This window comes from Rhizobium sp. CB3171, from assembly GCF_029714265.1.
Classification (GTDB): Bacteria; Pseudomonadota; Alphaproteobacteria; order Rhizobiales; family Rhizobiaceae; genus Rhizobium.
The window spans coordinates 2,405,612-2,429,618 of record NZ_CP121652.1 but is presented as its reverse complement, the minus strand read 5'-3'; the positions used below and the strand labels follow the sequence as shown (position 1 = coordinate 2,429,618).

The 24,007-nt window shown below is 60.7% G+C and carries 21 protein-coding genes; 14 read left to right on the top strand and 7 right to left on the bottom strand.

All coding sequences use genetic code 11. The annotated features are described in order from the left end of the window. Position 1: 1 nt before the first annotated feature. Entirely contained in the window at positions 2 to 886 is an 885-nt protein-coding gene (locus QA648_RS11920) for a sigma-70 family RNA polymerase sigma factor (protein ID WP_283047100.1), read from the bottom strand. Positions 887 to 1,025: 139 nt separating this feature from the next. Here QA648_RS11920 and QA648_RS11915 point away from each other — a divergent pair, with 139 nt between their 5' ends. Then, on the top strand, positions 1,026 to 1,484 hold the full coding sequence (locus QA648_RS11915; RefSeq protein ID WP_104824065.1) for a carboxymuconolactone decarboxylase family protein: 459 nt from the start codon (positions 1,026 to 1,028) through the stop codon (positions 1,482 to 1,484). A gap of 40 nt (positions 1,485 to 1,524) precedes the next feature. On the opposite strand, the gene QA648_RS11910 is transcribed toward QA648_RS11915, so the two are convergent. Then, complete coding sequence (locus QA648_RS11910; RefSeq protein ID WP_283047098.1) at positions 1,525 to 2,436, bottom strand: LysR family transcriptional regulator; 912 nt, start codon at positions 2,434 to 2,436, stop codon at positions 1,525 to 1,527. A 233-nt stretch (positions 2,437 to 2,669) separates the two neighbouring features. Here QA648_RS11910 and QA648_RS11905 point away from each other — a divergent pair, with 233 nt between their 5' ends. The 6 genes from QA648_RS11905 to QA648_RS11880 all read left to right on the top strand — a co-directional run bounded on the left by QA648_RS11905 (position 2,670) and on the right by QA648_RS11880 (position 12,938). Beyond that, positions 2,670 to 3,482, top strand: a complete 813-nt coding sequence (locus QA648_RS11905; RefSeq protein WP_104824063.1) for an alpha/beta hydrolase — start codon at positions 2,670 to 2,672, stop codon at positions 3,480 to 3,482. Positions 3,483 to 3,561: 79 nt separating this feature from the next. Continuing rightward, positions 3,562 to 4,752 carry an efflux RND transporter periplasmic adaptor subunit gene (locus QA648_RS11900; RefSeq protein ID WP_283047095.1) on the top strand — a complete coding sequence of 397 codons (1,191 nt, stop codon included), beginning with the start codon at positions 3,562 to 3,564 and terminating at the stop codon, positions 4,750 to 4,752. A gap of 126 nt (positions 4,753 to 4,878) precedes the next feature. Then, the gene (locus tag QA648_RS11895) at positions 4,879 to 8,076 is read left to right on the top strand and encodes an efflux RND transporter permease subunit (RefSeq protein ID WP_283047093.1); all 3,198 of its coding nucleotides are present in this window, start codon (positions 4,879 to 4,881) and stop codon (positions 8,074 to 8,076) included. Between the two features lie 207 nt (positions 8,077 to 8,283). After that, positions 8,284 to 9,168: an NAD(P)-dependent oxidoreductase gene (locus QA648_RS11890; RefSeq protein ID WP_283047092.1), complete on the top strand. Its 885-nt coding sequence runs from the start codon at positions 8,284 to 8,286 to the stop codon at positions 9,166 to 9,168. Between the two features lie 7 nt (positions 9,169 to 9,175). After that, entirely contained in the window at positions 9,176 to 10,960 is a 1,785-nt protein-coding gene (locus QA648_RS11885; protein ID WP_283051316.1) for an IlvD/Edd family dehydratase, read from the top strand. A gap of 139 nt (positions 10,961 to 11,099) precedes the next feature. After that, positions 11,100 to 12,938 (top strand): GGDEF domain-containing phosphodiesterase, encoded by a 1,839-nt coding sequence (locus QA648_RS11880; RefSeq protein WP_283047090.1) that lies wholly within the window; start codon positions 11,100 to 11,102, stop codon positions 12,936 to 12,938. On the opposite strand, the gene QA648_RS11875 is transcribed toward QA648_RS11880, so the two are convergent. Further along, on the bottom strand, positions 12,901 to 13,923 hold the full coding sequence (locus QA648_RS11875) for a YeiH family protein (protein ID WP_283047089.1): 1,023 nt from the start codon (positions 13,921 to 13,923) through the stop codon (positions 12,901 to 12,903). The genes QA648_RS11880 and QA648_RS11875 overlap by 38 nt on opposite strands. A 116-nt stretch (positions 13,924 to 14,039) precedes the next feature. On the opposite strand from QA648_RS11875, the gene QA648_RS11870 reads away from it, so the two are divergent. Beyond that, positions 14,040 to 14,921 (top strand): LysR substrate-binding domain-containing protein, encoded by an 882-nt coding sequence (locus tag QA648_RS11870; protein WP_283047087.1) that lies wholly within the window; start codon positions 14,040 to 14,042, stop codon positions 14,919 to 14,921. 62 nt (positions 14,922 to 14,983) lie between these two features. On the opposite strand, the gene QA648_RS11865 is transcribed toward QA648_RS11870, so the two are convergent. Then, positions 14,984 to 15,793 carry a DeoR/GlpR family DNA-binding transcription regulator gene (locus QA648_RS11865; RefSeq protein ID WP_104824056.1) on the bottom strand — a complete coding sequence of 270 codons (810 nt, stop codon included), beginning with the start codon at positions 15,791 to 15,793 and terminating at the stop codon, positions 14,984 to 14,986. Between the two features lie 333 nt (positions 15,794 to 16,126). On the opposite strand from QA648_RS11865, the gene QA648_RS11860 reads away from it, so the two are divergent. The 4 genes from QA648_RS11860 (at position 16,127) to ung (ending at position 20,982) form a co-directional block, all read left to right on the top strand. Beyond that, on the top strand, positions 16,127 to 17,005 hold the full coding sequence (locus tag QA648_RS11860; protein ID WP_283047085.1) for a choline kinase family protein: 879 nt from the start codon (positions 16,127 to 16,129) through the stop codon (positions 17,003 to 17,005). Between the two features lie 9 nt (positions 17,006 to 17,014). Continuing rightward, entirely contained in the window at positions 17,015 to 19,462 is a 2,448-nt protein-coding gene (locus QA648_RS11855; protein WP_283047083.1) for an FAD-dependent oxidoreductase, read from the top strand. Positions 19,463 to 19,477: 15 nt separating this feature from the next. Then, positions 19,478 to 20,191, top strand: a complete 714-nt coding sequence (locus QA648_RS11850; RefSeq protein WP_349254290.1) for a septation protein IspZ — start codon at positions 19,478 to 19,480, stop codon at positions 20,189 to 20,191. 89 nt (positions 20,192 to 20,280) lie between these two features. Then, positions 20,281 to 20,982 carry a uracil-DNA glycosylase gene (gene ung / locus QA648_RS11845; protein WP_283047081.1) on the top strand — a complete coding sequence of 234 codons (702 nt, stop codon included), beginning with the start codon at positions 20,281 to 20,283 and terminating at the stop codon, positions 20,980 to 20,982. Here the strand turns inward: ung and QA648_RS11840 are convergent. Continuing rightward, positions 20,976 to 21,386: a type II toxin-antitoxin system VapC family toxin gene (locus tag QA648_RS11840; protein WP_260303102.1), complete on the bottom strand. Its 411-nt coding sequence runs from the start codon at positions 21,384 to 21,386 to the stop codon at positions 20,976 to 20,978. The genes ung and QA648_RS11840 overlap by 7 nt on opposite strands. Next, on the bottom strand, positions 21,386 to 21,640 hold the full coding sequence (locus tag QA648_RS11835; RefSeq protein ID WP_104824050.1) for a type II toxin-antitoxin system Phd/YefM family antitoxin: 255 nt from the start codon (positions 21,638 to 21,640) through the stop codon (positions 21,386 to 21,388). The genes QA648_RS11840 and QA648_RS11835 overlap by 1 nt, the downstream gene beginning before the upstream one ends. Before the next feature lie 232 nt (positions 21,641 to 21,872). Between QA648_RS11835 and QA648_RS11830 the strand changes: the two genes are divergently transcribed. After that, on the top strand, positions 21,873 to 22,805 hold the full coding sequence (locus QA648_RS11830) for a VOC family protein (protein ID WP_104824049.1): 933 nt from the start codon (positions 21,873 to 21,875) through the stop codon (positions 22,803 to 22,805). 13 nt (positions 22,806 to 22,818) lie between these two features. Beyond that, a complete protein-coding gene (locus QA648_RS11825) occupies positions 22,819 to 23,436 on the top strand; it encodes an alpha/beta hydrolase (protein WP_104824048.1) in 618 nt (205 codons plus the stop codon). 21 nt (positions 23,437 to 23,457) lie between these two features. Here QA648_RS11825 and QA648_RS11820 read toward each other — a convergent pair whose 3' ends face one another. Further along, positions 23,458 to 23,904, bottom strand: coding sequence for a hypothetical protein (locus QA648_RS11820; RefSeq protein WP_283047077.1), 447 nt, complete (start codon positions 23,902 to 23,904; stop codon positions 23,458 to 23,460). Between the last annotated feature and the right edge of the window lie 103 nt (positions 23,905 to 24,007).

The window sequence follows — 24,007 nt, the reverse complement described above, 5'->3', positions numbered from 1 at the left end:
GTCACCGATCGATGACCAGCACATCAAGATTACGCAGTTGCTCGGGATCGGCCATCGCCTCGATGCTGACAATACGGCCGCCATCGTCAACGGCAAAACGAAGCGCGATGCGCAATTTTCCGCCGAGGACGACGACGGCGCCAACGGCGCCATCGATGACGGCGGGCAGGGCTCCTTGGGCTCGGCCGCGGAAGGTTTCGGCCACCGCCGTCCGACCACGGATTTCCGCCAGCGAGCCCATTTTCGTTGCCACGGCATCGGCGCGGAAGATGACGTCGGGATCGAGAGCGGCAAGAAGTGCATTCAGGTCGCCGCCGCGCGAGGCCGTCAGAAAGGCGTCGACCACATGGCGCTGGCGGCTGAGATCGGCTTCCGCAGCGACCGGCGCTCCCTGCACTCGGCGGCGGGCACGGCTGGCGAGCTGGCGTGTTGCGATCGTCGTGCGACCAACGATCAGCGCGATGTCGTCGAAGGGCATGTCGAACATGTCGTGCAGCACAAAGGCCAGCCGCTCGGCTGGGGTCAGCTTTTCCAGTACCACCAGCAGTGCCAGGCCGACGGAATCGGCGAGCAGCGCGTCCTGCTCCGGGTCGTTCCCTGTACCGGCTTCATGGCTGACGACCGGTTCGGGGACGCGGATGGTCAGCGGCTCTTCGCGCCGGGATTTACGGGAGCGCAGCCAGTCGAGACAGATGCGGGCGGTCACCGTCGTCAGCCAGCCGCTGAGATTTTCGACGTCAGAAATATCTGCACGGCTGAGTCGCAGCCAAGCCTCCTGCACCGCGTCCTCCGCCTCTGCCCGCGAGCCGAGCATGCGGTAGGCGACCGCACGCAAATGCGGCCGGTTGGCCTCGAATTTTTCTGCCTGCCACTTTTTTTCGTCCATCGGTCACATTCCTTGTGCGTGCTCCGTCATGCCCATGACGAACGAAACCCAGCCGATGTGACAAAGGATCGACATGGAGCCGCGTCGTCAAGATCGGGCCCATGTTGGGCTCACCTGAAAACACCTCAAGGAGAGAATGATGCAAGCCCGCATGAAGAACCCCGCCGTCATCCTGCCGGAAACCCTGCAAGCCCTCTTGGCGGTCAGCGCCTCGATCAAGGATCGCGGTGTGTCTGAGAACACCATGGATCTCGTGCATCTGCGTGTCAGCCAGATCAATGGCTGCAGCGTCTGCACCGACATGGGTTTCCGTAAGCTGCAGAAGGAAGGCGAAAAGATCGAGCGCATCGTCGGCGTTTCTGCTTGGCGCGAAATGCCCTATTTCACCGATGCCGAACGTGCCGCCCTTGCGCTTGGCGAAGCGATGACCCGGCTTGCCGACCGGCCGGACGCGGTGAGCGATGAAGTCTGGAATGAAGCAGCCAAATATTATGACGAAAAAGCGCTATCCGCTTTGATCATCTCGGTTGCCGTGGACAATGTCTGGAACCGGCTGAACGCGACGGTCCGGCATCCGGCAGGAGCCTCCTGGAGCTGATAGCACCAGCATCACCTTCTCCCCGCCGGGGAGAAGGTCGTTAAACCGCTCCAACCTTCGACGTCACCAGCAGTTTTGCCAGCCAGTCGACGAACACGCGCACCTTGTTGCTGAGATGCCGGTTCGGAGGATAGACGATGTGCAACGGCACAGGGGCGTGGGTCCAGCCGGGAAGGATGGGGATGAGATCGCCCTTGGCGAGCGCGTCACGAACCATGAAGGCCGGCGCCTGGGCGATGCCGAGACCGGTCAGTGCGGCGTTGATGTAGCTGCGGCTATCATTGACCGAGAGGATGTAGCGCGGGCTGATCTCCAGCGATTCGTTGCCGCGTTGGAATTCGAACGGAACCGTTCGACCGGTCTGTGCACGGAAATAGCTGACGGCATAGTGGTTGCTTTCCAGCTCTTCCGGCCGTTCGGGCATGCCGAATTTTTCGATGTAGCGAGGAGCAGCACAGGTGATGAGATGTATCTCTCCGACGCGCCGGGCAATCAGCGACTGATCGCTCGGCATGCCCGCACGCAGGGCACAATCCACATTCTCCGCCAGATAATCCACCAGCCGGTCGCCGACGCCGAGGTCGATGCGGATGTCCGGATAGCGCTGATGAAAATCGCAAAGCGCCGGCATGACGATGTTGTCAGCGAAAGCCCCCGCCATTTCGACGCGCAGGCGGCCGCTCGGCAGGCTTTGCGAATTGCTGATGCTGCCATCCAGTTCCTCGATTTCGGAGAGGATCTGAATGGCGCGCTCGTAATAGAGTGCTCCGTCTGTCGTAACCATGACGCGGCGGGTCGTGCGGTTCAAAAGCTTGGTGTGCAAATGCGCCTCTAGCGACTGGATGAGCGTCGTTACCGTCGCCTTCGGCATAGAGAGGGTCGTGGCGGCGCGGGTGAAATTGCCCGTCTCCACCACGCGTGCGAAAGCCCGCATCGCTGATAGCTGGTCCATCTTAAGGCGCCCTTCGACCAAAAACGAAAAAAAGGTCGATTGTTTGTTTTGGTGAATAGTCTGATCGAATATAGGCCACTTATTCTCAGAACGGAATAACAATATGTTGCGGATGTGATTGTTGCAACGCGGCATGGGGCGCTTGGGCCGCGTAACTCAGAACGTGATCCTGGAACGTGTGACACGGTTTTCGGAAAGATCATGTTCAATCGAACAGATGAGGATATGGGTCCATGAGCGCGCCGTGGAAAGATGTGATGCTGGAAAACGTGCCCACCGGGCCGGTCGCAGCGCGGATCTACAACGGCGAAGGTATGAAGAAGGCGGCACCCATCGTGCTTTACCTGCATGGTGGCGCCTTTATTGATACCGAGCATGCGATTGACCGACCGGTGGCTGCAAGTCTTGCTGAAGCCGGTGCGATCGTGGTTGCTGCCGATTACACCAGCGGCAATCAAAATGCCTTTCCGCAGGTGCTGGAGTGCGCCTACGGGATTCTCGCCTATCTCGGCAATAAGCGGAACATGCTTGCGCTGGGCGGGGCGAAAAAATCGCTGCTCTTTGTCGCCGGTGAGGAATCGGGTGGCAATGTTGCAGCGGGAGTGGCTTTAAAGGCGCGCGATCAGATGCCCGGTTCGCTGGACGGACAGGTGTTGATATCGCCGCTGCTTGATCCCTTCATGGGATCGAAATCTTTCCTCCAGGCGGAGGAGAGCGGCATGCGCGAGCGTTGGACTGAGGGTTGGAACCGTTACCTGGGTTTTCTGGGCGGTGTCTGTCACCCCTATGCGGCGCCTCGATACTGTTCGCGGCTTTCGGGCCTCGCGCCGGCATTGGTGCTCACGGCCGAGGACGACCCGCTCCGCGACGAGGGCATGGAATACGGCAGCCGCCTGAAAGGGGCCGGCGTCCGTGTTCGCCAGCAAGTCCTTCCCGCCGGGACGGGCTGGCCCACCATCTATGGCGGGCAGTCTAAGGATAAGCCGTCATGGCAGCAGGATGTCTGCTGTAGTTTCAGGCAGTTTGTCGAGGATGTGCAGACTTGATCGGCAAAGTCTGATGATGTCGAGACGATAGGCATTTTCGATCCCGTGCCCCAAGCCGGGATCAACAGGAGAGACTAACATGAAGTCCAACGGTAAGCGCTGGGCCCTATGGGGCGCCGGCATGGGTATTGCTGCGGCCGTTGCAGGCGCGGCGTTCTATCTGGATTTGCCCCGCGGCGCTCAGGCGACCGAGACGGCCGCCCCGGCTGCAAAGCCTGCGATCCCCGTCACCGTCGCCGCCGTCGAGGCGCGCGACATCACGACCTGGCAGGAGTTTTCCGGCCGGCTCGAAGCTATCGACCGTGTGGAAGTCCGTCCGCGTGTGGCCGGCGCCATCGAGTCGGTGCACTTCCGCGAAGGCGCGCTGGTCAAGCAGGGCGACCTGCTGGTGACGATCGACCCGGCACCCTATGAGGCGGCCGTCGCCCAGGCGCAGGCGGAAGTTGGCGCAGCCAAGGCCAAGCTGGATCTCGCCAAGGTTGAAGTCGACCGTGGCCAGAAGCTCTCCGACAACAAGACGATCTCGCAGAGCGACATGGACACGCGCGCCAGCAACTACGCCGAGGCTGATGCCAATCTGAAGGCGGCGCAAGCCGCGCTGCAGACTGCGCAGTTGAACCTCGACTATACCGAGGTTCGCGCTCCGATCGCCGGTCGCGTCGGTAAGATAGAAGTGACCGTCGGCAACCTCGTTGCTGCCGGCTCCGCTTCGCCGGCGCTAACGACACTGGTCTCGGTCGATCCGATCTATGCCAGCTTCAATGCGAGCGAACAGACCGTCACCCAGGCGCTCGCACAGCTCCCATCGACGAATGGCGCGGTTCCGCCGGTCGAACAGATCCCCGTGCAGATCGGCACCGCCAATGATAACGGCACGCCGATCAACGGCAAGCTGCAACTGATCGACAATGAAGTCGATGCGGCAAGCGGCACCGTTGCCGTACGTGCCGTCTTCGACAATCCGGGCGGGCGTCTCATCCCCGGTCAGTTCGTGCGCGTGCGCATGGGCCAGCCGAAGGCCGAGAGCAAGCTGGTCATCAGCGAGCGGGCGATCGGCACCGATCAGGACAAGAAGTTCGTCTTCGTGGTCGATGGCGACAACAAGGTTGTCTATCGCCAGATCAGCCTCGGCGACACGGCCGATGGCCAGCGGATCGTCGAATCTGGCCTGAATGCCGGTGATCGGGTCATCGTCAACGGCCTGCAACGGGTTCGCCCGGGCGCCGTGGTCGATCCGAAGCCGGAAGAAAAAGTCGCCGCCGCTCAGTAATCGAATTCGCCGGGAGGCCTAGTCTCCCGGCGATCATGCAATGCCCTGATTTTGAAATGCTCGCGGCATATCGCCGACGGGCCTGGACTTCGTGTCCTTGCGTTTACCCCTGGAGAGGGTTCTGCCATGAACATCTCAAGATTTTTTGTCGACCGTCCGGTGTTTGCCGGAGTTCTGTCGGTCCTTATTCTGGTCGCCGGCCTGATCGGCATGAAGCTGCTGCCGATTTCGGAATATCCGGAAGTCGTGCCGCCGTCGATCGTCGTCACGGCGCAATATCCGGGCGCCAACCCGAAGGTCATCGCCGAAACCGTGGCAACGCCGCTGGAAGAGCAGATCAACGGCGTCGACGGCATGCTCTATATGAACAGCCAGGCGACATCGGACGGTCTTCTGACGCTGACCGTCACCTTCAAGCTCGGCACCGATCCGGACAAGGCGCAGCAACTGGTGCAAAACCGCGTCTCGCAGGCCGAGCCGCGATTGCCGCAGGACGTTCGCGACCTCGGCATCACCACGGTCAAGAGCTCGCCGGATTTAATGATGGTGGTCAACCTCATCTCGCCGGACAATCGCTATGACATCACCTACCTGCGCAACTACGCCACGCTGAACATCAAGGACCGGCTTGCCCGTATCGAAGGCGTCGGCCAGGTTCAGGTGTTCGGTTCGGGCGACTATTCGATGCGCGTCTGGGTCGATCCGCAAAAGGCCGCCGAACGTGGTCTGGCTGCGAGCGACATCGCCACCGCCATCCGCCAGCAGAACGTCCAGGCCGCAGCCGGCATCATCGGTGCTTCGCCCAGCGTTCCCGGTCTCGACGTCCAGCTCTCCGTCAACGCCCAGGGCCGCCTGACGACGCCGGAAGAATTCGGCAACATCATCGTCAAGAGCGGCACCAACGGTGAAATTACGCGTCTGCGCGACGTCGCTCGCGTCGAGCTCGGTGCATCGGATTATTCGCTGCGCTCGCTGCTCGACGGCAAGCCCGCAGTTGCCGTGCCGGTCTTCCAGGCTCCGGGTTCGAACGCCATCACCATCTCGGACGAGGTCATCAAGACCATGAACGAGCTGCAGACGGCGATGCCCGATGGCGTCAAGTATGAGATCGTCTACGATACCACACAGTTCGTACGCGCTTCGATCGACAAGGTCGTTCATACGCTGCTCGAAGCCATCGCGCTCGTCGTGGTCGTCGTCATCCTGTTCCTGCAGACCTGGCGCGCGTCGATCATTCCGTTGATCGCCGTTCCTGTCTCGATCATCGGCACTTTCGCGGTGATGTATGTCTTCGGCTTTTCGATCAACGCGCTCAGCCTCTTCGGGTTGGTGCTGGCGATCGGTATTGTCGTGGACGACGCCATCGTGGTCGTCGAAAACGTCGAGCGAAATATCGAAAACGGCCTCAGTCCACGCGATGCGACCTATCGTGCCATGAAGGAAGTCTCCGGCCCGATCATTGCGATTGCCTTGGTGCTGGTCGCCGTCTTCGTGCCGCTCGCCTTCATCTCCGGTCTGTCGGGCCAGTTCTATCGCCAGTTCGCGCTGACGATCGCCATCTCGACCGTGATTTCCGCCTTCAACTCGCTGACGCTGTCTCCGGCGCTGGCAGCCATGCTGCTGAAGGATCATCATGCGCCGAAGGATCTGCTGACGCGCGTGATGGATGTGTTGTTCGGCTGGTTCTTCCGCGGCTTCAATAAGGTGTTCCACCGCGGATCGAATGCCTACGGCAAGGGCGTCGGCGGCATTCTGTCGCTGAAGAGCCTGGTGATGGTGGTCTATATCGCGCTGATCGGTGCGACCTACTATCTGTTCCAGGCCGTTCCCGGCGGCTTCGTGCCACAGCAGGACAAGCAGTACCTCATCGGCTTTGCGCAGTTGCCTGACGGTGCCACCCTCGACCGCACGGATGACGTCATTCACCGGATGAGCGACATCGCCATGCAGCAGCCGGGCGTCGAACATGCGATTGCCTTCCCCGGCCTGTCGATCAACGGCTTCACCAACTCGTCCAACGCCGGCATCGTCTTCGTGACCTTGAAGGCTTTCGAGGAGCGCACGACGCCGAACCTGTCGGGCGGCGCCATCGCCATGCAGTTGAACCAGAAGTTCGGCGCGATCCAGGATGCCTTCATCGCCATGTTCCCGCCGCCGCCCGTCCAGGGCCTCGGGACGACCGGCGGCTTCAAGATGCAGATCGAGGATCGCGCGGGTCTCGGCTATCAGGCGCTCGATGAGGCCAACAAGGCGTTCCTTGCCAAGGCCTATCAGGCGCCGGAGCTCGCCGGTCTGTTCTCGAGCTACCAGATCAACGTGCCGCAGCTCTTTGCCGATCTCGATCGCGCCAAGGCTGAGCAACTGGGTGTCTCGGTGACCGATGTCTTCGACACGCTGCAGATCTATCTGGGTTCGCTCTATGTCAACGACTTCAATGCTTTCGGCCGTACTTACAGCGTGCGCGTCCAGGCGGACGCCAAGTTCCGCGCTCACGCAAGCGATATCGGCCAGTTGAAGGTTCGTTCGGCATCGGGCCAGATGATCCCGCTGTCGGCGCTGTTGAAGGTCGAGGCCAGCACCGGTCCGGAGCGGACGACGCGTTACAACGGCTTCCTTGCCGCCGATATCAATGGCGGTCCGGCGCCGGGCTTCTCGTCCGGCCAGGCCCAGGCTGCCGTGGAGCGCATCGCCAACGAAACGCTGCCCAAGGGCATTGGCTTCGAATGGACGGACCTGACCTACCAGCAGATCCTGGCCGGCAGCTCGGGCGTCATCATCTTCCCGCTGGCTCTGTTGCTCGTTTATCTCGTGCTGGCAGCCCAGTATGAAAGCGTCAGTCTGCCGCTCGCGATCGTCATGATCGTGCCGATGGGTGTGCTCGCCGCGTTGACGGGTGTCTGGCTGATCGGGGGCGACAATAACATCTTCACGCAGATCGGCTTGATGGTGTTGGTGGGCTTGTCGGCGAAGAACGCGATCCTGATCGTGGAATTCGCCCGCGAGCTGGAATTCGAGGGCCGCACCCCGGTTCAGGCCGCTGTCGAAGCCAGCCGTCTGCGTCTGCGCCCGATCCTGATGACCTCCATGGCCTTCATCATGGGTGTCGTGCCGTTGGTCACCTCGACGGGCGCCGGCGCCGAGATGCGCGCTGCTATGGGGGTTGCGGTGTTCTCAGGCATGATCGGCGTCACGTTCTTCGGCATCTTCATGACGCCGGTGTTTTACGTGCTGATCCGCAGGCTGACGGGCAACCGTCCGCTGAAGCAGCATCACCATAACGACAACAACCATTCGGCAGAGGTTCTCCCGATCGCCGCCGAATAGGAATATCGTGTCGGGCAGTACCCCCAGTGCCCGATATGTCGTGGGCGAGACCGCAAGGTCTCGCCCCTTATTTTATTTCACGTCGGTTCGATATTTTCCATTTCGGCCAATTTGTTTTTCGAAGATTTAGTTCCGGCCTGCCAATTTCGTTTGCATGCGGATGCCATGGGTCTATCAAACAGTCAGGCAAAGTGAAGGACGCCTTGCATGACCGATCGGAAGATAGCTTTTCTCGGGACCGGATTGATGGGAGCCCCGATGGCGCGACGGCTGCTCGCTGCCGGTTTTGCCGTCACCGTCTGGAACCGTGACCGAAGCAAGGCGGACGCATTGGCGGCCGATGGTGCGACAGTCGCCGCGACGGCGGTGGAGGCGGCCAAGGGTGCCACTGTCTTGTTCACCATGCTGACCAATGCCGGCGCGGTCAGTGAGGTCCTGTTCGGAAGCGGTGTCGCTGAAGCATTGGAGCCCGGCGCCGTCGTGGTCGACAATAGCTCCATCCCGCCGCCGCTCGCCCGCGAGAATGCCGCAAAGCTGGCTGAGCGCGGCGTTCATCATATCGACGCCCCAGTCTCCGGCGGCGTGGTCGGCGCGGCCGCCGGGACGCTGGCGATCATGGCCGGTGGTGACGCCGAGGTCATCGATAGCGTCCGCGATGTGCTGGCCCCGCTCGGCCGCGTCACCCGTGTGGGACCCAGCGGCGCCGGCCAGCTTGCCAAGCTCGGGAACCAGCAGATCGTCGCGGTCACCATCGGCGCAATTGCGGAAGCCATGTTGCTCGTCGAAGCCGGCGGCGGTTCGCCCGAGGCGTTTCGCGCCGCCATTCGTGGCGGCTTTGCCGAAAGCCGGATTCTGGAACTGCACGGCCAGCGCATGATCGAGCGTAATTTCATACCCGGCGGCACGTCGCGCAACCAACTGAAAGACCTCGATGCCGTTCTCGCCGCCGCTCAAAGCCTGTCGCTGCATCTGCCGTTGACCGAAGCCGTCAGGGCGGAGTTTGCCGAATTCGTGGAGCAGGGCGGCGGTGAAAGCGATCACAGCGGCTTGCTGCAGTATCTCGAAGACAAGAATGCTCGAGGAAAGACTTGAGGAAGACATGACCGACAAGGGTATCTCCAAACGCCGCCTGCGTTCGCAGGACTGGTTCGACAATCCGGATCATATCGACATGACCGCGCTCTATCTCGAGCGCTTCATGAATTATGGCATCACGCCCGAGGAGCTACGCTCCGGCAAGCCGATCATCGGCATCGCCCAGAGCGGTAGCGACTTGACGCCTTGCAACCGTCATCACCTCGATCTCGCCAAGCGTGTCCGCGACGGCATTCGCGATGCCGGCGGCATTCCGATCGAATTCCCGACCCATCCGATCTTCGAGAATTGCAAGCGCCCGACCGCGGCGCTTGACCGCAATCTTGCCTATCTCGGCCTTGTCGAGGTGCTTTATGGCTATCCGCTCGATGGCGTTGTGCTGACGACCGGTTGCGACAAGACCACGCCATCGGCGCTGATGGCGGCTTCGACCGTCAATATTCCGGCTATCGTCCTGTCCGGCGGTCCCATGCTCGACGGCTGGCATGAGGGCGAGCTTGCGGGCTCCGGCACGGTGATCTGGCGCTCGCGCCGCAAGCTGGCGGCGGGCGAGATCGACGAAGAGGAATTCATGGAGGCGTCGCTCGCCTCGGCGCCCTCGATCGGCCATTGCAATACCATGGGAACTGCTTCGACCATGAATGCCATGGCGGAAGCGCTTGGGATGTCGTTGACCGACTGTGCCGCCATTCCCGGCGCTTATCGCGAGCGCGGCCAGATGGCTTATCGTACTGGCCGGCGTGCGGTCGAGCTGGTTCTCGCCGACATCAAGCCTTCGGACGTGCTGACGCGTCAGGCCTTCCTCAATGCCATCCGCGTGAATTCTGCCATCGGCGGCTCGACCAATGCGCAACCGCATCTTGCGGCCATGGCGAGGCATGCGGGCGTCGAGCTTCATCCCGAGGACTGGCAGGTGCACGGCTTCGACATTCCGCTGCTGGCCAATGTGCAGCCGGCAGGCGCCTACCTGGGCGAGCGCTTTCATCGCGCCGGCGGCGTGCCGGCGATCATGTGGGAGCTGCTGCAGGCGGGCAAGCTCGATGGCGACTGTCCGACCGTCACCGGTAAGACCATGGCGGAGAACCTGAAGGGTAGGGAAGCGACGGACCGCGAGGTTATCCGTCCTTTCGCCGAGCCACTGAAGGAGCGGGCGGGCTTCCTGGTGCTGAAGGGCAATCTCTTCGATTTTGCTATCATGAAGATGAGCGTCGTTTCGGAGGATTTCCGCAGCCGCTATCTGCAGGAGCCGGGCAGGGAGGGCGTATTCGAAGGCAGGGCGGTGGTGTTCGATGGATCGGAGGACTATCACAAGCGCATCAACGATGCGGATCTCGGCATCGATGAGAATACGATCCTCGTCATTCGCGGGGCAGGGCCGATCGGTTGGCCGGGCTCTGCCGAGGTGGTCAACATGCAGCCGCCGGATGCGTTGCTGAAGCGGGGCATCCGCAGCCTGCCGACGATCGGTGACGGCCGCCAATCTGGGACCGCCGACAGCCCGTCGATCCTCAACGCCTCACCGGAAAGTGCGGCCGGCGGTGGGCTTGCCTGGCTCAGGACTGGCGACACCATCCGCATCGATTTCAATCACGGCCGCTGTGACATGCTTGTCGACGAGGCGGAAATCGAGCGACGCAAGGGTGACGGCATTCCGGCGATTCCGCCGGACGCAACGCCGTGGCAGCGCATCTATCGCCGTTCGGTCACGCAACTTTCCGATGGCGCGGTGCTCGATGGCGCTGCCGATTTCCGCGATCTTGCGGCCAATCCGCCGCGCCACAATCATTAACCACAAATGGATTGCGCCGAGAGTTGCGGGCAAAAGCCCGCAACTATTGAGGGCCTATTAAATATCGCTAAAGGCACTGGTGCAAAGATGCCGCCGAAATCATGCAAACTTTCCACATATCAGGAGGGGTTCGAACTCGGTGGAAGAGACGGTGTCAGGGCGATCCGAACAGGAGTTCCAAGACCTCTTGAGGAGGCTGGAATTGGCACTGGAGACGTCTCAAATCGGCGTCTGGCAGCATAGCCTGAACCAGGAGGAAATCCTCTGGGATCTGCAGATGCACAAGCTCTACCAGACTGGCGGTACCGATCGCAAAGTGTCCTCGGCGGTCTGGCTGAACGCTCTTCATCCCGACGATGTCGAGCGGGCAATCGCCGAGTTCGAGGCAGCCACTGCGGAAAAGGGTTTCTACAACTCGCAATTTCGCATCATCCTGCCCGAAGGAGAGATACGTTATCTGCGCTCGCGCGCCCATTTCTATGAGGGGCCTGACGGCGAGCCGTCCTTCATCGGCGCGGAGTGGGATGTCACGGCCGATGTCCTGCTTAACCGCGAGCTTACCAATCAGAAGGCGGTCGCGGAAGCCCGCGCAATCGCGCTGGAGCAGAGCCGCGCCCGCATCGAACATGCCGCCGACCACGACTATCTTACCGGCCTCCCCAACCGTCGCTACTTCGATCGCCGCTTGGCGGAGCTGCGCGCCGATCCGGCGGTCAAGACGCTGGCCGTCCTCCACATCGATCTCGACTGCTTCAAGCAGATCAATGACAAATGGGGGCACGCAGCCGGTGACGTGACGCTGCAGAATGCGGCGGTACGGATTTCCGGGTCGATTACGGCTAAAGACATGGTCGCCCGCATTGGCGGCGATGAATTCGTCGTGGTGCTGGTCGACATCGATGGTGCCGACGACCTCAAAACCATTGCCGAGGATATTTTATGGCGGCTGCGGCGCGACATCCGCTTCCATCATGAGATGCTGCCGGTGGGCGCCTCGATAGGCGCAGCCTGGAGCGTCGTTGGCGAGGCCGGCAATCTACTGGCGGAATCCGACATCGCCCTCTATCAAGCCAAGAAATCTGGCCGCAACCGCGTCGAATTCTTCACGCCGAAACTGCAATCCGATCTGCAGGCCGAACGGCAATTGGCAGAGGAATTGCGACTGGCGCTGATACGGCACGAAATCGTGCCTTACTACCAAATCCAGGTGGATGCGCGCAGCCGACGGATTGTGGGGCTGGAAGCTCTGGCCCGATGGTGGCACCCGGAGAAGGGGCTGCTGGCGCCGGCAGCCTTCCTCAAAGTGGCCGAGGAATATGGGCTGACGGCCGAGATCGATGCGGCCATCCTGAACCGCGTACTGTTCGACCGAGCCAACTGGGCCATGCAGGGCCTGACGCCGCCGCGCATTGCCGTCAACATCTCGGGGAGCCGTCTGGCTGATCCAAACCTGATCGAACGGCTGCAGGCTCTGAACATACCGCCTCATACCATCACCTTCGAGCTGATCGAAACGATCTTCCTCGACGATCCCGACGACAAAACGCTCGCCAATATCGACGCGATCAAACAGATGGGCATCGAGATCGAGATCGACGATTTCGGCTCTGGCCATGCTTCACTGATTGGCCTCGTGAAGCTGAAACCGAAGCGACTGAAGATCGACCGGCAGTTGGTGACCGCAATTACCGTCTCGGACGAACAGCGCCGCCTGGTGGGTTCGATCGTGGAAATAGCGAGGGCGCTCAGCGTCGAGGTCATCGCCGAGGGGGTCGAAACCGAGGACCATGCGCGGCTCCTGGCGCGTGCCGGTTGTGACGGACTTCAGGGGTATGCGATCGGTTATCCCTCGCCGGGCAACGAGATCGCGGTGCTGTTGACATCGGTACAGAGGCCAGATCAGCACCCGGCTTCTGGCAATTCCCAAGGCAATGCCGGGCCTACTGGATTTGCAGGGCGGCAATCAGCCCATAGCTGATGACACCGAGCGTCAGTAGCGACAGCGTAGCTGCCGTGATCACCCGGCCGCCGGCATGCGCAACGGAGCGGATGTTCACCGACAGGCCAAGTGCGGCCATCGCAATCACCGTCAGGATGTTGGAGGTCAGGGCCATCGGCGCGACCAGGGCGCCCGGAATCAGGCCGAAAGAGCGTAGGGCCATCAGTCCCAGAAAGCCGCAGATGAACCAGGGAACCAGCGAGTGGCGGTGGCCTGTGCGGCCGTCCATCCCCGCCGTTTCGGTCTTGGTGATGATGCCGAGCAAGAAGATGACGGGCCCGAGCATCAATACGCGCACCAGCTTGACCAGGGTGCCGGTCTGCACAGCAAGCATGCTGACAGGTGCGGTGGCGGCAAGCACCTGGGGCACGGCATAGACGGTCAATCCCGCCAGCACGCCATATTGCGGCACGCTCATGCCGGCGTGGAAATAGAGAAGCGGCAGCAGGAAGACGGCGGCGATGCCGAGCACGGCAGTAAAGGCGAGGGCGGCGGCGATCTCTTCAGAGCCGGCCTCGATGACCGGGGCAACGGCAACGATGGCCGAGTTGCCGCAGATGGAGTTGCCGCAGGCAATCAGCGTCGCCAGTTTCGGCGGCAGGCCAAGCAGCCGGCCGATCGCATAGGTCGCTACGATCGACAGCACGACGACGATGGCGATGCCGGCGATCAACCAGACACCGGCGCCGCTGATCGCCGAGAGGCTGATCGAGGCGCCGAGCAGGACAATGGCGATTTCCAGCAGGATCTTGGCGCTGAAATCGATCCCGGGGCGCAAGGTGGGTTTCAGTGGCTTTACGGTGCAGACGACGATACCGAGCGCAATGGCGAGCACCAGGCTCTCGATCCATCTGCCGCCGAGAATACCGATCTCGATGCGCTCGCCGGCATAGGCGAGAAGGGCGACGGTACTCGTCAGGGCAAGGCCCGGGAGGATCATATTGGCTCGGTGGAAAAGGGGCATGCAGAACCGCCATTCGGATAAAGAGACTTTGCTATGACGAGAAAGTCTCACCTCCTGACGTCGACATCCATCGAATATTATCCTATGTTTCATTCGATAAATTAGAATGATTTCCTATGACCTTCGAGCAACTCGCTATCTTCGTCGCCGTCGCCGAGCGGGAGCATCTGACCCATGCGGCAGAGGCTATTCATCTGACGCCGTCTGCCGTCAGCGCGGCCATCAAGAACCTCGAAGCCTATTACGGCGTCGAGCTGTTTCATCGTGTCGGCCGGCGGATCGAGCTTACGGAAACCGGCCGGACCTTTCTCGGCGAAGCGAAGGCGACGCTGGCCCGCGTGCGATCGGCAGAGCTCATGCTTTCCGAACTCGGTGGCCTGCAGCGCGGCCGGCTCAGCCTGCGCGCCAGTCAGACCATCGCCAGCTACTGGCTGCCGCCCGTGCTGATGCGCTTTCACCGCGACTATCCCGGCATCGAGCTCGATTTGACCATCGGCAATACGCGTACGGTCACCGAGGCGGTCATCGAAGGCACCGCCGAATTGGGCTTTGTCGAAGGGGAGGTGGATGCGCCGGTTCTGTCGATGAAAGTCGTGGCGCAGGATGCGCTTGTCATCGTCGTGCCGCCAAGTCATCCCTGGGCAGACGGCCGGAAGCTGACCGTTGCCGAGCTTGCCACCGGTACATCGTGGGTGATGCGGGAGGAAGGTTCGGGTACGCGGTCCGAATTCGAAAACGCCATCATCAAGCTCGGTACTTCACCGCATGATCTCAGTGTGGCGCTGGTGCTGCCGTCGAACGAGGCCGTGCTGTCGGCGGTCTGCTCCGGGCAGAGCGCGGCGGCTATTTCCAGCGCGGCGGCCATGGCTTATCTGCAGCAGGGATTGCTGGTGCGCGCGGCCTTCGACCTGCCGGTCCGCAGCTTCCGTCTGCTGCGCCACAAAGAGCGCCATGCCAGCAAGGCGGCGCTGACCCTGGAGGCCATGTGCCGGAGCTGAAGCAATAACACGAATAGTGCAGCGCTTTTCCATTGGGAATCGCGAAGGCTGAACCGCTCTCGTCAGAACTGCTCCATCCGGCGCTGGCTGGCGACGACGAGGTCGATCTCGTTGCGGTCGAGCATGGCACGGATATCGGGAGGCGGCAGCTCGTCGGTGACCATCATGTCATAGATGCCGGGATCATCGATGACGATCGGAGCGCTGCGCCCAAATTTGGCGCTGTCGGCGACGATGATGCGGTTTTCGGCCCGTCGCGCTGCTTCGCGGGAATATTCCGCCTCCTCCAGATCATGCAGCATGAAGCCGGAGACGGCGTTGACGGCGCCCACGGACAATATGGCATGGCGAACATTAAAGCGGCGCAGGAAGTTGGTCGCTTCCATGCCGAAGGCGCCACCGTCGTGGCTGCGCAGCTCGCCGCCGGCAAAGAAAACGCGATTGCCGTTGCGGGTCGCGAGCGCATGGGCGACCGAGACGGCATTGGTGACGATGAACAGGTTTTGATGCTTCTGCAGCGCAACGGCGATGAAGGCCGTCGTGGAACCTATGTCGAGGAAGAGCGTATCGCCGTTCTGGATCATTGCCGCGACGCGGGCAGCGATCATGCGTTTGGCCTCGGCATTCTCGTTCATCCGGAAATGCAGCGGCTGCTCGATGATGGAGTCCTTGATATGGACACCGCCATGAACCTTGGTGACGAGACCATTGGCCTCCAGGCTGCGGATATTGCGGCGGATGGTCTCCTCCGAAACCGCCAGCCGCTCGGCGAGAAACTGAATGCGGCTTGCGCCGCCGGCGAGCCGAAGCTCCTCCAGGATCTCGCGTTCCCGATGGTTCGAATGAAGCGGCACCTGCGAGATGTCCGACATGGTATCGATCCTATCTAAGGCATGGTCCCAAAACGTGCGAAGCGGCTTGCGGATAAGACCATGCCTGATCAAACATCTAGAGCGGGATAACGACTCAAACGCAAGTCATCTCGTTCCAATCACCTCGAGATTGAATTTTTAAGTCAAATCTCACTTACGGTGAAGCTTTCTGTTGCAAATATCCATAGCCCAATACGGATTAGACCTTATTCCCCGCATAATCCAACAAAAAACCAAATGGGCGTTTCATTTTGTGGGTAGTTCTTGACAGTTCTCCTTTTGTGAGGAACCTTTTGCATCTAAAAGACGCGCGATTATTGCGCTGGAGGAGGGATGGTCGTCACGCCCGAAGACAAGATCCAGGCTCTTGGTATCTGGCGCGGATCGATCGAGATCGCTCCGCTCGTGGGCGGCATCACCAATCGTAATTATCTGGTCACCGATAGCGGCCGACGTTTCGTCGTCCGGCTCGGGACGGACATTCCGGTGCACCATATCAGCCGCGCCAACGAACTGGCCGCGAGCAAGGCCGCGCATGCGGCGGGGTTGTCGCCTGCTGTCATTCACCATGAACCAGGCATCCTTGTGCTGGACTACATCGATGGAAAACCGCTTGCAGCGGAGGATATTCGCGGCCCTTTGATGCTGGAGCGCATTGTACCGCTTGTCCGTTCCTGCCACCAGAATGTCGCGACACATTTTCGTGGCGCCGCGATGATCTTCTGGGTTTTTCATGTCGTGCGCGACTATGCCGCTGTTCTCAAAGAAGGCGGCAGCCGTCATAAAGCATTGCTGCCTTCCTTCCTCGAAATTGCCGAGCGATTGGAGCAGGCTGCTGGGCCTTTTGACATCGCTTTCGGCCACAATGATCTGCTGGCCGGCAATTTTCTCGACGATGGGACAAGGCTCTGGCTGATCGATTGGGATTATGCGGGATTCAACACGCCGCTCTTCGATCTCGGTGGCCTTGCCTCCAACAATGAATTCTCCGAAAGCCAGGAAACGGCGATGTTGGAGGCCTATTTCGAGGCGCCGGTGAGTGAGGATCTGCGTCGGCGCTACCAGGCGATGAAATGCGCTTCGCTGTTGCGCGAGACGATGTGGAGCATGGTTTCCGAAATCCATTCCCATATCGATTTCGATTATTCAGCCTATACGAGCGAAAATCTGGCGCGATTTCAACGTGCCTATCAATCATTCCGGAATTCTTGAGGTGATGCGATGAGGGAACTGCCACATACAGCAAAGGCGGTCGTCATCGGCGGAGGGATCGTCGGCTGTTCAACAGCCTATCACCTTGCCAAGCTCGGCTTGACAGACACGGTCTTGCTGGAGCGAAAGAAGCTGACCTCGGGAACTACGTTCCATGCGGCCGGTCTTGTCGGACAATTGCGGACCAGCGCCAATATCACCCAGATGCTCGGCTATTCCGTCGATCTTTACAGGAGGCTGGAGGCCGAGACCGGGCTTGCCACCGGCTGGAAGATGAACGGCGGCCTGCGCCTTGCCTGCAATGAGGAACGCTGGACGGAAGTGAAGCGGCAGGCAACGACGGCGCAATCCTTCGGGCTGCAGATGCATCTGCTGACGCCTAAGGAGGCCTTCGATCTCTGGCCGCTGATGGATACAGACGATCTCGTCGGTGCCGCCTATCTGCCGACCGACGGGCAGGCCAATCCCTCCGATATCACCCAGGCGCTGGCGAAGGGCGCCCGCATGGCCGGTGTTTCGATTTTCGAGGATACCGAAGTTCTCGATCTGGAGATCGATAAGGGCAGGATTCGTGCCGTTATCACCGACAAGGGCCGCATCGAATGCGAGCGCGTCGTGGTCTGCGCCGGGCAGTGGACGCGGAGCTTTGCGGCGCGCTTCGGTGTCAACGTGCCGCTCGTCTCCGTCGAGCACCAGTATCTCATCACCGAATCCTTCGGGGTCCCCTCCAACCTGCCGACGCTGCGCGATCCCGACAGGTTGACCTATTACAAGGAAGAGGTCGGCGGGTTGGTGATGGGCGGTTATGAACCCAATCCGATCCCCTGGGCGGTCGACGGCATTCCCAAGGAGTTTCACTACACGCTGCTCGACAGCAACTTCAATCACTTCGAGCAGATCATGGAGCAGGCCCTGATGCGTGTGCCGGCGCTGCAGACGGCGGGCATCAAGCAGCTTCTGAACGGGCCTGAGAGCTTTACGCCCGACGGCAATTTCATCCTCGGCGAGGCGCCGGAACTCCGGAACTTCTTCGTCGGCGCCGGCTTCAACGCCTTCGGCATCGCGTCGGCCGGCGGGGCCGGTATGGCGCTCGCCGAGTGGGTGGCGAAGGGCGTGCCGCCCTACGATCTCTGGCCCGTCGACATCAGGCGCTTCGGCCGCCCGCATTTCGATACGGATTGGGTGCGCACCCGCACGCTCGAGGCCTATGGCAAGCATTACACCATGGCCTGGCCGTTCGAAGAGCATTCAAGCGGTCGCCCCTGCCGCAAGTCGCCGCTTTACGACCGGCTGAAGGCGCAAGGCGCCTGTTTCGGCGAAAAGCTCGGCTGGGAGCGGCCAAACTGGTTCGCTGATCTTTTTGCCGGCGAGGAGCCGAAGGATATCTATACCTATGGCCGTCAGAACTGGTTCGATGCGGTCGGTCGCGAGCACCGAGCGGTGCGCGAGGCAGCCGTGATCTTCGATCAGACGTCTTTTGCAAAATTCGTGCTGAAGGGACGAGACGCCGAAGCGGCGATCTCGTGGATCGCCTCCAACGACGTCGCCAAGCCGGTCGGCGCCCTGACCTATACGCAGATGCTGAATGACAAGGGCGGCATCGAGTGCGATGTCACCGTGGCGCGCGTCGCCGAGAACGAATTCTACATCACGACAGGCACAGGCTTTGCCACGCATGATTTCGACTGGATCGCCCGGAATATTCCGGCCGACATGCATGCCGAACTGGTGGATATCACTTCCGCCTATTCCGTGTTGTCGTTGATGGGACCGCATTCGCGCAGAGTGCTGGAATCCGTCACCTCGGACGATGTTTCGAACGCCGCGTTTCCCTTCCTGCGGGTAAAGACCATCGGTATTGCCGGCTGCCCGGTGCGAGCGCTGCGCATGACCTATGTTGGCGAGCTTGGTTATGAGCTGCATGTGCCGGTGGAATATGCGGCCACGGTCTACGATACGCTGATGGCCGCCGGTCGCAACCATGGGCTCGTCAATGCCGGCTACCGCGCGATCGAAAGCTGCCGGCTGGAAAAGGGCTATCGCGCCTGGGGCTCCGACATCGGCCCCGACCACACACCGGTCGAGGCCGGGTTGAGCTGGGCGGTGAAGATGAAAAAGAATATCGCCTTCCGCGGCCGGGAGGCCATCGAGCGGCAGTTGGTTTCTGGGGTGAAGAAGCTGTTTGCCTGCTTCGTGCCTGATGATCCGGAAATCGTGCTGCTTGGCCGCGAAACGATCTATCGTGACGGCCAGCGTGTCGGTTGGTTGTCGAGCGGCGGCTATGGCCACACGATCGGCAAGCCGATCGGCTACGGCTATATCCGCGATCCCGATGGCGTGACCGAGGATTTCGTGCTTGGCGGCCGATATGAGCTGGACGTTGCCCAACGCCGTGTGCCTTGCCAGGTTTCATTGGAGCCGCTCTATGATCCGCAGATGGCGCGGGTTAAGGGGTGATTACGGAAAGATTGAGTGCCATCTCTTGATGGCGATAGCTGGTGGCTTTATGACCCTTACAGAAGTCGCGACAAGGGCCGAAGTGCGGTGAAAAGCTTTTTCGATGCGGTCAGGCTGCTGCTCGCCGATTTGGCCTCCAGCCTATTTTTCATCGTTCTGCTTTCCCTCACGCATAATGCGACCCTTTCGGCTTGCTCGGCGATAGCGTTTGGCCTTGTCCAAATCGGGATTCAATATCTCCGACGGAAGCCAATCGATACCATGGAGTGGCTGAGCCTCCTTCTGGTCATTGCTGCAGGCGCGGCAACGCTGCTGACGGGCGATCCGCGTTTCGCGCTATTCAAGCCGAGCATTATCTACTCGATTGTCGGCGTGGTGATGCTTAAGCCGGGCTGGATGAATCGGTATCTGCCGGCTATCGCCCGCACAGTCGCGCCCGATGTCGCTATTTATGTGGGCTTTGCCTGGGCTGGCCTGATGTTCCTGTCCGCTGCGCTCAATGTGTTCGTTGCCATCGCCTTTGATCTATCCATATGGGCGGTCGTCATGCCGGCCTTCGGTATCGGCAGCAAAGTGGTGCTGATGCTGGCCGGATTTGCTGCGATCCGCCTCACCGTGAGGCGACGAGTACGTGCCATGCCTGAGGCCGAACGCGAAGCCTTGCTGATCTCGACGGGGGAGAGAGTGCAATCGCCGTCTCTGGCGACGTCCACCGCCGGAAAGCTGTGATCTGCCTGCCGTAATGGAAGTCCTTTCCTTGACACGCCGTCCCTTTCATCCTCAATCGACATGCTGACAAAGGATGGAGGCGAGGGACGATGGCGGAAGCGGGCATCAAGCTGGAGGAAAGCTGGAAAGAGGCGCTGTCGCAGGAATTCGTCAGCCCCTATATGCAGCAGCTCAAATCCTTTCTCGTCGAAGAAAAACAGCGCGGCAAGGTGATCTTTCCGCGCGGCAGCGAATATTTTCGAGCCTTGGACCTGACGCCGCTCGATGAAGTGCAGGTCGTGATCCTTGGGCAGGACCCCTATCATGGCATCGGCCAGGCGCATGGGCTTTGCTTCAGCGTTCGCCCCGGCGTACGTATCCCGCCGTCGCTGGTCAATATCTACAAGGAACTGGAGACCGATCTCGGCATCCCGCCGGCGCGTCATGGCTTTCTCGAAAGCTGGGCGAAGCAGGGCGTGCTTCTGCTCAACAGCGTGCTCACGGTCGAGGAATCCCAAGCCGCCTCACATCAGGGCAAGGGCTGGGAGCGCTTCACCGATGCCGTCATCCGCCGCGTCAACGACGAATGCGACGGCGTGGTCTTCATGCTCTGGGGCTCCTATGCGCAGAAGAAGGCTGCCTTCGTCGATACTGAGCGGCATCTCGTGCTGAAAGCCGCGCATCCATCGCCGCTTTCGGCCCATAACGGCTTCCTCGGCTGCCGGCATTTCTCCAAGGCGAATGCCTATCTTGCCGAGCATGGCAAGGATGCGATCGAATGGGCTTTGCCGAGTGATCCGAGCCATCAGTAAGATGCCTGATCCCAAGGATTGATCACCGACACGCCGGCATCGTCAAAATCGCTGACATTGCGCGTAACGATAATCAGATCATGGACGATTGCAGTGGCCGCGATCAGCCCGTCGGCATCGCCGCGAGGGCGCAGCGCGGAGATGCGGCCCCATTCGACGGCGATTTGGTCCGTGATTGGCAGGATGCGGCCGCTGTGATCGTGGCGAAGCTTGCGCAGCCATTCTTCCAGATGTGCGGCGGCGCGTGGATCGGTCCTTCGCTTAAGGGCGATCCCGCGCATGACTTCGCCGAGTGTGATGACGCTGAGATAGACGGTCGACGGGTCGGCTATGCGCAGCCAGGATATCGCTTCGATAGTGCCGCGACGCGCTTCAGAAATGATATTGGTATCGATCAGATACATCAGAAGGCGACATCCCGGCTTGGCGTCTTGTCTCGCGTTGTCACCGCGTCAGCCAACTCGTCATCCCAGGCTGGCCCCGATAGCAGATCATCCACCAGGCTCGGCTTTCCCGCGCGCAAGGCGTCATAGTCTTCCGCGGAGAGAACAACGACCGCGCGCTCGCCGCGCAGTGTCACAGTTTGCGGACCTTCGCTGCGTGCCTTCTGCACGACTTTCGAGAATTGATTCTTGGCGTCTTGCAATGGCCAATCCATCGACCGATCTCCTGGCTAGACTGTCTAGATTAAGTTAGTATGCGTGCTCGCCTTAGGCAATAGGCTACAGGCTGGACATTGAGCAAAGCGGCTTCATTGAACGATCGCAATTTATCGTTCAACAATCGGAGACAATCCGTTTGGCTATTGGGGGCTATCGAAAAGCGGCCTCTGGGACCATCTTCTGCTCATGAGAAACGCCTGCCGTTGCGGGCGAGACAAGGGGTTAGAGATGCTCAATCAGATCAAGGGTCTTCACCACGTTACCTCGATGGCGGAAGATGCCCGAACCAACAACAAGTTCTTCACGGATACGCTCGGCCTGCGCCGCGTCAAGAAGACGGTCAATTTCGACGCACCCGATGTCTATCACCTGTATTACGGTGACGAGATCGGCACGCCCGGTACGATCATGACCTATTTCCCGTTCCCGAAGATGGCTCGCGGCCGTCCGGGCACCGGCGAAGTCGGCAATACCGTTTTCTCCGTTCCGGAAGGCGCGATCGGCTATTGGACGGACCGGCTTGGCAAGCAGGGCGTCGAGGCTCTGAAGGCCGATGAGTCCTTCGGCCAGAAGCGCCTCCATTTCGCCGGCCCGGATGGCGACGGTTTCGCGCTCGTCGAGGTCAAGGACGATCGTCGTGAGCCCTGGACGCATGGCGGCGTCGATGCCGAGCATGCCATCAGGGGCTTTCATTCCGTCGCCATGCGGCTGCGGGACGAGGGCGCCACGGCTGAGCTGTTGAAATATATGGGCTATGAAGTGGTCGACACGCATGAAGGCGTCAAGCGGCTCGCCATTCCCGGCGGCAATGGTGCCGATTTTGTCGATCTTGAAACCATGCCGAACATCGGCCGCGCGCTTCCCGGCGCGGGTTCGGTCCACCACGTCGCCTTTGCCGTCGAAAACCGCGCAAAGCAGCTCGAAGTGCGTAAGGCGCTGTTGGACACGGGATATCAGGTGACGCCCGTCATCGATCGTGACTACTTCTGGGCGATCTATTTTCGCACGCCAGGCGGCGTGCTATTCGAGGTCGCCACGAACGAACCTGGTTTCAATCGTGACGAAGATACGGCCCATCTTGGCGAGGCACTGAAGCTGCCGGAACAGCACGCTCATCTGCGGGCGCTGCTCGAGCAGCATCTCGAACCGCTGGATGCTTAATGCGGGGGGAATCATGACGGATACGACTTATGTGCACCGGGTAAAGCCCGGTGCACCTGGCAAACCTATTCTATTCACCTTCCACGGTACGGGCGGTGACGAGAACCAGTTCTTCGATTTCGGCAGCCGCCTGCTGCCGGAAGCGACCATCGTCTCGCCGCGTGGCGATGTTTCGGAACATGGTGCGGCGCGCTTTTTCCGGCGCACGGGCGAGGGCGTCTACGACATGGCGGACCTTGCCCGCGCAACGGAAAAGATGGCGGCCTATGTCAAAAGCCTGGCGGTCGACCACGGCGCTTCGCAGGTGCTTGGCCTCGGTTTCTCCAATGGCGCGAATATTCTCGCCAATGTGCTGATCGAGCATGGCGATCTCTTCGACGCCGCCGTGCTGATGCATCCGCTCATTCCGTTCCAGCCGCGCGACAATGCCAGGCTCGACGGCCGCCGGGTGTTGATCACCGCCGGTGAACGCGACCCGATCTCGCCGGCGCCGGTGACCAAAGCGCTGGCGGATTATTTCACGCGGCAGAAGGCCGTGGTGACACTCGATTGGCATCTAGGCGGCCATGATATCCGCCAGAACGAGATCGAGGCGATCCGAGGTTTCTTCGCGCCATATGCTGAAATGTGAAGGAAATCGGGCGCGTGGCGACTATCGGCCGCTACGCGCCCAGTCCTTTTCCGATGAGTTCCAGCATTGTCTGCGCCTGAGCTTCGGCTGCTTGCCGTCCGGCGTGATCGACATAAGCGGGCCGCAGAACTGCTTGAGATTCACGGTGTCGGTGTTGTCCAGTTCCGCGTGTCTCGAATTCATGATGACGATGCGCCAGGCGCAGCCGAGCACCTTATCGGGCTGGATGGCATTGTCACAGCCTGTGCTCAGGCAGAACGCGACATTTCGCTGGTCCTGATATTGTCCGGTGGTCGCGGCGTCATATTCGGTCTTCCACGTATCCCGCGTGTGCCGGCAATTGCCTGGATCGGCGCTTTGACTGCAGTCCATCGTCGTATCGATGTAGCTTTCGGCACGCGGCCATAGCGGGCCGTCGACCAAGCTCACGCAGCCGCATGCAAACAGGCCTGCCAGCAGTAGCTGCATTGATTCTCCCTCTGCCGAATATTTGGTACCCTAAACGCATCCGGAATATCTGCAAGACTGGGAAGCTGGTTTGGGCTGGGCAGGCGTGGCGGTTCTGCAACTT

Bases quoted from the DNA above. Each gene is read 5' to 3' on its own strand.
- QA648_RS11920 (WP_283047100.1), bottom strand. From the start codon at position 886: ATGGACGAAAAAAAGTGGCAGGCAGAAAAATTCGAGGCCAACCGGCCG.
- QA648_RS11915 (WP_104824065.1), top strand. From the start codon at position 1,026: ATGCAAGCCCGCATGAAGAACCCCGCCGTCATCCTGCCGGAAACCCTG.
- QA648_RS11910 (WP_283047098.1), bottom strand. From the start codon at position 2,436: ATGGACCAGCTATCAGCGATGCGGGCTTTCGCACGCGTGGTGGAGACG.
- QA648_RS11905 (WP_104824063.1), top strand. From the start codon at position 2,670: ATGAGCGCGCCGTGGAAAGATGTGATGCTGGAAAACGTGCCCACCGGG.
- QA648_RS11900 (WP_283047095.1), top strand. From the start codon at position 3,562: ATGAAGTCCAACGGTAAGCGCTGGGCCCTATGGGGCGCCGGCATGGGT.
- QA648_RS11895 (WP_283047093.1), top strand. From the start codon at position 4,879: ATGAACATCTCAAGATTTTTTGTCGACCGTCCGGTGTTTGCCGGAGTT.
- QA648_RS11890 (WP_283047092.1), top strand. From the start codon at position 8,284: ATGACCGATCGGAAGATAGCTTTTCTCGGGACCGGATTGATGGGAGCC.
- QA648_RS11885 (WP_283051316.1), top strand. From the start codon at position 9,176: ATGACCGACAAGGGTATCTCCAAACGCCGCCTGCGTTCGCAGGACTGG.
- QA648_RS11875 (WP_283047089.1), bottom strand. From the start codon at position 13,923: ATGCCCCTTTTCCACCGAGCCAATATGATCCTCCCGGGCCTTGCCCTG.
- QA648_RS11870 (WP_283047087.1), top strand. From the start codon at position 14,040: ATGACCTTCGAGCAACTCGCTATCTTCGTCGCCGTCGCCGAGCGGGAG.
- QA648_RS11865 (WP_104824056.1), bottom strand. From the start codon at position 15,793: ATGTCGGACATCTCGCAGGTGCCGCTTCATTCGAACCATCGGGAACGC.
- QA648_RS11860 (WP_283047085.1), top strand. From the start codon at position 16,127: ATGGTCGTCACGCCCGAAGACAAGATCCAGGCTCTTGGTATCTGGCGC.
- QA648_RS11855 (WP_283047083.1), top strand. From the start codon at position 17,015: ATGAGGGAACTGCCACATACAGCAAAGGCGGTCGTCATCGGCGGAGGG.
- ung (WP_283047081.1), top strand. From the start codon at position 20,281: ATGGCGGAAGCGGGCATCAAGCTGGAGGAAAGCTGGAAAGAGGCGCTG.
- QA648_RS11840 (WP_260303102.1), bottom strand. From the start codon at position 21,386: ATGTATCTGATCGATACCAATATCATTTCTGAAGCGCGTCGCGGCACT.
- QA648_RS11835 (WP_104824050.1), bottom strand. From the start codon at position 21,640: ATGGATTGGCCATTGCAAGACGCCAAGAATCAATTCTCGAAAGTCGTG.
- QA648_RS11830 (WP_104824049.1), top strand. From the start codon at position 21,873: ATGCTCAATCAGATCAAGGGTCTTCACCACGTTACCTCGATGGCGGAA.
- QA648_RS11825 (WP_104824048.1), top strand. From the start codon at position 22,819: ATGACGGATACGACTTATGTGCACCGGGTAAAGCCCGGTGCACCTGGC.
- QA648_RS11820 (WP_283047077.1), bottom strand. From the start codon at position 23,904: ATGCAGCTACTGCTGGCAGGCCTGTTTGCATGCGGCTGCGTGAGCTTG.